General features: G+C 67.8%; 6 protein-coding genes and 1 pseudogene. 3 read left to right on the top strand and 4 right to left on the bottom strand.

Features of this window, described 5'->3' with window-relative positions:
• Window positions 1-45 precede the first annotated feature (45 nt).
• From guaB to HMPREF1136_RS02030, 3 genes are all read right to left on the bottom strand, one after another.
• Entirely contained in the window at window positions 46-1,569 is a 1,524-nt protein-coding gene (gene guaB / locus HMPREF1136_RS02020) for an IMP dehydrogenase (RefSeq protein WP_034504471.1), read from the bottom strand.
• Between the two features lie 174 nt (window positions 1,570-1,743).
• A complete protein-coding gene (locus HMPREF1136_RS02025) occupies window positions 1,744-3,015 on the bottom strand; it encodes an AGE family epimerase/isomerase (RefSeq protein WP_009647647.1) in 1,272 nt (423 codons plus the stop codon).
• 118 nt (window positions 3,016-3,133) lie between these two features.
• Window positions 3,134-4,054 carry a MerR family transcriptional regulator gene (locus HMPREF1136_RS02030; protein WP_009647651.1) on the bottom strand — a complete coding sequence of 307 codons (921 nt, stop codon included), beginning with the start codon at window positions 4,052-4,054 and terminating at the stop codon, window positions 3,134-3,136.
• 290 nt (window positions 4,055-4,344) lie between these two features.
• Here HMPREF1136_RS02030 and HMPREF1136_RS02035 point away from each other — a divergent pair, with 290 nt between their 5' ends.
• The gene (locus HMPREF1136_RS02035; RefSeq protein ID WP_003790481.1) at window positions 4,345-4,641 is read left to right on the top strand and encodes a WhiB family transcriptional regulator; all 297 of its coding nucleotides are present in this window, start codon (window positions 4,345-4,347) and stop codon (window positions 4,639-4,641) included.
• 103 nt (window positions 4,642-4,744) lie between these two features.
• Complete coding sequence (locus HMPREF1136_RS02040; protein ID WP_009647649.1) at window positions 4,745-5,563, top strand: DsbA family protein; 819 nt, start codon at window positions 4,745-4,747, stop codon at window positions 5,561-5,563.
• 110 nt (window positions 5,564-5,673) lie between these two features.
• Here the strand turns inward: HMPREF1136_RS02040 and groES are convergent, their stop codons facing one another.
• Entirely contained in the window at window positions 5,674-5,970 is a 297-nt protein-coding gene (gene groES / locus HMPREF1136_RS02045; protein WP_009647648.1) for a co-chaperone GroES, read from the bottom strand.
• A 261-nt stretch (window positions 5,971-6,231) separates the two neighbouring features.
• Between groES and HMPREF1136_RS02050 the strand changes: the two are divergent.
• Window positions 6,232-6,562 (top strand): annotated as a pseudogene (locus tag HMPREF1136_RS02050) (class I SAM-dependent methyltransferase); the annotation flags it as partial.

Raw genomic sequence — 6,562 nt, forward strand, 5'->3', positions numbered from 1 at the left:
CAGCCCACCGGCTGCTCCCGCCCGTCACGAATGCTCGACCTGCGGTTACTTCGCGGAGGAGGAGTGGTAGTTCGGCGCTTCCGTCGTCATTTGGACGTCGTGCGGGTGCGACTCGCGCAGGCCTGCGCTGGTGATGCGCACGAAGCGACCGTTGGCCTTGACCTGGGCGATCGTGGAGGCTCCCAGGTAGAACATGGTCTGGTGCAGGCCGCCGACGAGCTGATAGATCACCGAGGCGAGGGAACCGGTGTAGGGAACCTGGCCCTCGATGCCCTCGGGGACGATCTTGTCGTCGGAGGTGACGTCGGCCTGGAAGTAGCGGTCTTTGGAGTAGGATTTGCGACCGCGCGAGCTCATCGCGCCAAGCGAGCCCATGCCGCGGTAGCGCTTGAACTGCTTGCCGTTGGTGAACACAACCTCGCCGGGGGATTCCTCGCAGCCGGCCAGCAGGGAGCCGAGCATGACGGTGTCGGCGCCGGCGACGAGGGCTTTGCCGATGTCGCCCGAGTACTGCAGGCCGCCGTCCGCGATGAGCGGGACTCCGGCGGGGCCGCAGGCCTTGGCGGCGAGGTGGATGGCGGTGATCTGGGGGACGCCGACGCCGGCGACGACGCGGGTCGTGCAGATCGAGCCGGGACCCACACCGACCTTGACGGCGTCGACGCCCGCGTCGATGAGGGCTTGCGCGCCCTCGGTCGTGGCGACGTTGCCGCCGATGATGTCGATGCCGGCGAAGGTCGGGTCGGCCTTAATGCGGCGGATCATGTCGAGGGCCAGCTGGGCTCCACCGTTCGCAGTGTCGACGACGAGGACGTCCACGCCGGCCTCGGCTAGGGCGGTGGCGCGCTCCCACGTGTCGCCCCAGTAGCCGACGGCCGCGCCGACGATGAGGCGGCCGCGCGAGTCCTTCGTGGCGTTGGGGTACTGCTCGGTCTTGACGAAGTCCTTGACGGTGATGAGGCCGGTCAGGTGGTCATTCTCGTCGACGATGGGCAGCTTTTCGACGCGGTGTTCGGCCAGCAGGTGCTTGGCGTGCTCGCGGGAGATGCCGACCTGACCGACGACGAGGCGGTCACGGGGAGTCATGCAGTCGCGCACGCGCAGGGTGGCCCATTCGTCCTGGGGGACGAAGCGCAGGTCGCGGTTGGTGATGATGCCGACGAGGGTGCCGTCTTCGTTCACGACGGGCAGACCGGAGACACGGTAGTGGCCGCACAGGCTGTCGAGTTCGTCGATGGTGGCGTCGGGGCCGACGGTGACGGGGTCCTCAACCATGCCGGATTCGCTGCGCTTAACCTGGCGGACTTGCGCGGCCTGTTCCTCGATGGAGAGGTTGCGGTGGAGGATGCCGATGCCGCCCTGGCGGGCCATGGCGATGGCCATGCGTGCTTCGGTGACGGTGTCCATGGCGGCGGACAGGAGCGGCACGCGCAGGGAAATGTTCTTTGTCAAGCGGCTGGATGTGTCAACGGATGAAGGAACGACGTCCGTGAGCTCGGGCAGGAGCAGGACGTCGTCGTAGGTGAGGCCGGTGAGGCTGAAAGGATCGTGTGTTGAAAGTTCTCCCATGGGCCAATTGTAGGTGGTCGCAGGCGCATTCGCGTCATTACCCTTTCCCCGGGCGAGGCTTGGGTACGAGGCCTGGGCGGCCTTCCTGGGCACAGTGGCCTCGCGCGAGAGACGCGTCACGGGCGAGGCTACCCGCCGTCATGGGGGGAGCCGCGGGGTGCCACCACCCAGCTTTCAGGCGGCCCGCTGGGCGCGCGTGGAGGCCCCGGCCATCGCGGTTGCCCCGGTGACTGTCAAGTAGATGGGGGCGGCACCCCGCGCGAGCATGCGGGCGGCGGTCAGGGCGTCGGGACGCCCTTCCCACACGCGCATGGAGACGGACCCGTCAGGCGCGATCTCGTGGATCCAGCGGCCCATTCCGGCGCGTGCGTGGGAGTCGGCCCAGGCAACGGCGCGCGCGTAGTCGACGGCGAGGTCTTCGGCGAGGTCAGGGACGACCAGTTCAGCGAGGACGCGGGCGGCGCTGGCGGCCTCGCACACGACCCAGTGCATACGTTCGGGCGCGACGACGATGCCGGTGGAGTCGAGGGTGTAGACGATGCCGCCGACACCGTCCTCGGTCCATCCGTCGGCGTGGGCGCGTTCATACAGGGAGATGGCGGTGTCGAGCATCCACGGCCCGGGGGTTTCACCCATGTGGATGAGGATGGCGCAGACTTGCCCGATGAGGCGCGCGGCCTTGAAGCCGAGGCCGGGCAGGGTATCGCCGGGTCGGATGAGTTCGAGCGGGGGCTGGTCGCAGGTCGCGGGCAGGGGTCGCCATTCCTCGTCGAAGAGGTCGGGCAGGGCGAAGCCCGAGCGGGCGGCATTCTCCCCGACGAGGCGCAGGATAGAGCGGGCGCGGTCGAACCACACGCGGTTCGAGGTGGCTTCCCAGGCGGCCAGGTATGACTGGGCGGTGTCGAGGTTGGTGGAGAGGCGTCGCAGGGGCGAGCACACCTCGGTGGCCGCGTCGATTTCTTCGCGCACAGCACCGTAGGAGGGGTCCCACCAGCGCTGGTCTTGGTCTTTCTCGAGGTCCGCGAGAAGGTCGGCGGCCTCGGAGTGCCCGGCCATGAGGGCGGCTGCGGCAGCGCCGATCATCGCGGACTGGGCACGCTGGGACAGGACAGAGCGGGGCACGGGGATCGCGCTGGTTTCGGAGGTGGGGACTACCTCGGAGTACCAGCTGCCGTTGGCGGCGCGCAGGGGACCGGTCAGGGCGGCGAGGCCGTGGGACACCAGGTGGGACGCGCCCTCGATTCCGCGCATTTGCGCGAGTGCGAACACGTGGGTCATGCGCGCGCTGATGCGTGCGTCGAGGGGACGTCCAAGGTCGACCTGACCGTCGGCGCGCAGGAAAGCGTAGCCAACCCGGGCTTTCGAGCGGGACGCGAAGGCAACGAGCGCGTCGAAGTCGGCGTCGAAGGCGCGGCGTAGATCCTCATTGTTCCAGGGGGCGTTCATGACTGTTCTCCTGCCTGTCCGTACCCTCACGGTACCACCTGACCAGGACTCTTGGCGCGAACGCGCACCCCGCGTGGGCGGTCAGTCAAACATGAGGCCCGTCGGCCTCGTCAAGGGGCTAGGACCGACCGACCAGTTGAAGGTCCGCCTGGGGTGCCAGGAGCGCGAGGGCTTCTTCGACGCAGGCGTTGATCGTGCGCACGCGCTGCACGTGGGGGGCCAGGATGTCGGGCGCGTCGGTGCCGACGATGATGGTGGGTCCACCGTAGCGGGAGATGAGTCCTTCGATGGTGTCGGCGCAGGCGGGGCCGCACCCCAGCACGATGGCGATGGCGGGCACGCCGGCGCGCACGTATTCGCGGAAGCGGTCGTCGGCGCACACGCCCCCGTAGTGTTCGCTGGACAGGACGCGCACGTCGCAGCCGTACCAGGCCAGGGCGACGCCGATGACCTGGGCGGGCGTCTCGTGGAGTGCGTCGGTGATCAGGGCGACGCGGTCACCGCCGACGAAGGAGCGGGCAGGGCGCGAGAGGTGGACGGAGCGGCACACGCGCTGGAAAGCGTTGAGCAGCATGAGCGCGGGTGGGGCACCGACGGGGTCCCCACCCGGGGTGGTGCGCAGGGCTTTGAGGGTGGGTTCGACGAAGCGCGACCACGTGTGGACGAGGCCGTGGCTGGCGACGGTCGCTTCGAGAGCGTCCTCGAGGCGGGAGATATCGTCGGAGAGAACGATGGAACGTAGCTGGGACGCGGTGACGTGTCCGGCGTTGGGATGAGCGGCGATGTCGGAAAGGGCGCGCTTGGCGGCCTCGGCGGCGGGGAGGCCCGCGTGCAGGTGGTTGACCATGGCCCGTAGGCGCTCGACGTCTTCTGGCTGGTAGCGGCGGCGTGAGCCGGCCTCGCGCCTGGCAGGGCCGAGGCCGTAGCGCCGTTCCCAGGTTCGAAGCGTGGAGGCGGAGACGCCGAGTTCGTCGGCGACGGAGGACACGGTGCGGGAACGGTCGGCGTGCGCAACGTGCGTAAGGATCGCTCGCGGCATGGCTCCTCCCCTCTGTGCGCCTGCGTACGCTTACAGATTCTTGTCTGTCAGGCCCGGAGACGCCACAGGAACGGGTGCGTTACACCTCTCAAAGTTATTCAAAAAGTTGTTCATTGTTCATTCAGTGCGTCCATCTCAGTTTTTCCGTATTTCCACTGCCCAGGACGCCGCTCCATGAGAACTGGCTCATACTTCTGACAAGAGCCTTGAATAACTACCGCACAAGTGTCTATCCTTGCGGACATCGTGTGCCGAAAATGTCGGCACGACAGACAAGAAGGAGGCACCCAATGACTGACGTCTCCCGTCTGCCCGGCCCCATGATCGACGCGTGGGAATGGCAGTACGAAGCGGCGTGCCGAGACCTGGACACCGAGCTGTTCTTCCATCCCGAGGGTGAGCGCGGCTCCACGCGTCGGCGTCGCGCTGCGAACGCCAAGGCGATTTGCGCTACCTGCCCGGTGATCGAGCAGTGCCGGTCCTATGCTCTGGCCGCCCAGGAGCCCTACGGCATCTGGGGTGGAATGACCGAGGAAGAACGTCGCGAGGAGATCCGCTCCTCCGGACGTGGACGTCGCGTGTCCTGATCACGCAAACGAAGTGCCGGTGCGGCATCGCCACCGCGATGCCGCACCATTTTAGTGCCCACAACTCGCCCGACACCTTGACCGACGTTCCCCGGGAGGACGCATGACCACCAACGATTCCACGGCCTCGTCGACGGAGAAGAAAGCCGTCGCCGGGCAGGAAACGAACATCTACAAGACCCTCTTCATGGTCACCGCGCCGGTTACCGCCCTGCTTGCGGGCGCGTGCGTGTGGATGGGCGTCCAGCTCTCGTCCACCTCCCCGGCGAGCCAGGCAACGCCGGGAACCCCGGCGGCCTCCGCGCAGATGCCGTCGGCTGAGCAGAGCGCCGAACCCAGCCAGACGAATACGAACAACCTGGCGATCATGAACTCGTTCATGCGCCACGACCCGAACGATCAGCAGGCCAAGGGCGACGTCAACGCGCCCGTGACGATGGTCGTCTTCTCTGACTTCGCGTGCCCGTATTGCACGAAGTTCGCCCGCGAGATCGACCCGGCGCTGACCGACCTCGTGGAGGACGGCACGCTGCGCGTCGAGTGGTACGACCTGGCGCAGATCACCGACTCCTCTCCCCTGGCGGCCCAGGCGGGTCTCGCGGCGGCCGAGCAGGGTAAGTTCTGGGAGTTCCACGACGTCGTCTACGCGGCGGCGGACCCGACCGGACACCCCCAGTACTCCGAGCAGGCCCTCGTCGACTTCGCGCAAACGGCCGGGGTGCCCGACCTGGACAAGTTCCGCACGACGATGCTCGCCGACCACACCGTCACCAAGGTGAAGTCCGCCAAGGAGCAGGCGCACCAGGCCGGTATCACGGGCACGCCCACCATGTTCATTAACAAGGCGTACATTCCCGGGTTCCGCGACGCCGCCTACGTGCGCAACACCGTGCTGGCGCAGCTGGCCGAGACGGCGTCCTGAGACTGCGGGCGACGCGGCCCGCGCAGCGCCCGGCACATCATACGTACACGGGGGCGGCCCGGAAGAATTCCTTCCGGGCCGCCCCCGTAGCGTTCAGTGTGCGAAGGCGCTCAGCGCTCCACAACCGCCAGCACGTCGCGCGAGGACAGGATCTGGAACTCCTGGCCCTCGTACTTGACCTCGGTGCCGCCGTAGCGCGAGTAGATAACCACGTCGCCAACCTTGACGTCGACGGGAATACGGTTGCCCTTGTCGTCCACGCGGCCGGGGCCCACGGCGATAACTTCGCCTTCCTGCGGCTTCTCCTTGGCGGTATCCGGAATAACCAGGCCGGAGGCGGTGGTCTGCTCGGCCTCAACCTGGCGGATGACGATGCGGTCCTCGAGGGGCTTAATGGAGATCGACATTGTCGCTCCCTTTCTTCTGTGTCACGAAGGTGCTCGTCCTTTCCCTGCCGTCGCGGGGGTCAGGTGCAGGACCGGTCGCGGGGCGATCCCGCGTTTCCTCTTCGAGTGTAGTTGCGCTCCTGGCACTCGGGCAACCCGAGTGCCAGCAGGTTCACCGAGGGCGATTCGTCCGCCGTCCATTTATGCAATCGAGCGCGCACCCGCCGCTTCGCGAGCGTGCCGGTGACGGCCTCGCCGCGCCAGAGATGGGACAATGGCCCGGTGAACACCTTGACCCCGATCCTGTCCTCGCCCGGCTGGGAGCTGCTGGAGTCTCTCCAAGCCCGCCAGGAGACCAACCCAATGCCGCTGCGCGAGCTGGGGGCCGCCCTGCGCGCCTCGGGCATCGAGGCTGACCTGGCTGCCGCAGTCCTCACACAGCTGGCCCTACGCCAGGCAGCGCGCGCCAAGTTTGGCCCGTTCGCCTCACACATGGTGTTCACGCGCGACGGGCTGGAGCAGGCGACGCGTCTGGTGGTGGCGGCGCGCCACGCGCAGCGCTTCCGCGCCTCGGGGGCGAGGCGGGTGGCGGATCTGGGCTGCGGGATCGGCG

The sequence above is a fragment of the Actinomyces sp. ICM47 genome (assembly GCF_000278725.1).
GTDB lineage: Bacteria > Actinomycetota > Actinomycetes > Actinomycetales > Actinomycetaceae > Pauljensenia.

Bases quoted from the DNA above. Each gene is read 5' to 3' on its own strand.
- HMPREF1136_RS02030 (WP_009647651.1), bottom strand. From the start codon at position 4,054: ATGCCGCGAGCGATCCTTACGCACGTTGCGCACGCCGACCGTTCCCGC.
- guaB (WP_034504471.1), bottom strand. From the start codon at position 1,569: ATGGGAGAACTTTCAACACACGATCCTTTCAGCCTCACCGGCCTCACC.
- HMPREF1136_RS02035 (WP_003790481.1), top strand. From the start codon at position 4,345: ATGACTGACGTCTCCCGTCTGCCCGGCCCCATGATCGACGCGTGGGAA.
- HMPREF1136_RS02040 (WP_009647649.1), top strand. From the start codon at position 4,745: ATGACCACCAACGATTCCACGGCCTCGTCGACGGAGAAGAAAGCCGTC.
- groES (WP_009647648.1), bottom strand. From the start codon at position 5,970: ATGTCGATCTCCATTAAGCCCCTCGAGGACCGCATCGTCATCCGCCAG.
- HMPREF1136_RS02025 (WP_009647647.1), bottom strand. From the start codon at position 3,015: ATGAACGCCCCCTGGAACAATGAGGATCTACGCCGCGCCTTCGACGCC.